The organism is Brevundimonas sp., assembly GCF_036659295.1.
In the GTDB taxonomy this organism is placed as follows: Bacteria; Pseudomonadota; Alphaproteobacteria; order Caulobacterales; family Caulobacteraceae; genus Brevundimonas.
The window spans coordinates 1-718 of the sequence record NZ_JAVXCU010000163.1 but is presented as its reverse complement, the minus strand read 5'-3'; the positions used below and the strand labels follow the sequence as shown (position 1 = coordinate 718).

General features: G+C 48.3%; 1 protein-coding gene. It reads left to right on the top strand.

Annotated elements, in window-relative coordinates:
- Positions 1-718, top strand: a 718-nt coding sequence (locus tag RSB01_RS14135) for a linear amide C-N hydrolase (RefSeq protein ID WP_332625762.1), incomplete at both ends; no start/stop codon positions are given.

The window sequence follows — 718 nt, the reverse complement described above, 5'->3', positions numbered from 1 at the left end:
CAGCGTTGTCGCCACAGGCTATGATATTTCAACCACAGACGGCGTAAATGAAAAAGGCCTGGCCGCGAACCTGCTGTGGCTGGTGGAATCTGAATATCCGGATGTGAAAAAGAATGCCAAGCCGCCGCTCAGCATTTCACTTTGGGCGCAATATGTTTTAGATAATTTTGCGACAGTGGACGAAGCTGTTAAAGCGCTGGAAAAAGAGCCGTTCATGATTGTGACAGATCAAGTGCCTGGTGAAAAACGCCTGGCCACGCTTCACCTGTCCATTTCTGATGCGTCAGGCGACAGCGCAATTATTGAATACATTAACGGCAAGCAGGTGATTCATCATAGCCGTGAATATCAGGTCATGACAAACTCACCGACATTTGACCAGCAGCTGGCGCTGAATGCTTACTGGAAAAAAATTGGCGGCACGACCATGCTGCCGGGAACCAACCGCGCCGCAGACCGCTTTGCACGGGCTTCTTTCTACACCAATGCAATTCCTAAAAATGCCTCAGCGGAGCATTCTTTAGCCAGCGTATTCAGCGTGATCCGCAATACCTCTGTGCCATTCGGCTTAAATACAGAAGAGGAGCCGAATATTTCATCTACGCGCTGGCGCACGGTTATAGACCACAAACGCGGCTTGTATTTCTTTGAATCAGCAGTGTCGCCAAATGTATTTTGGGTTGATTTGAAAGACATTAATTTCAATAATGGCCAGACC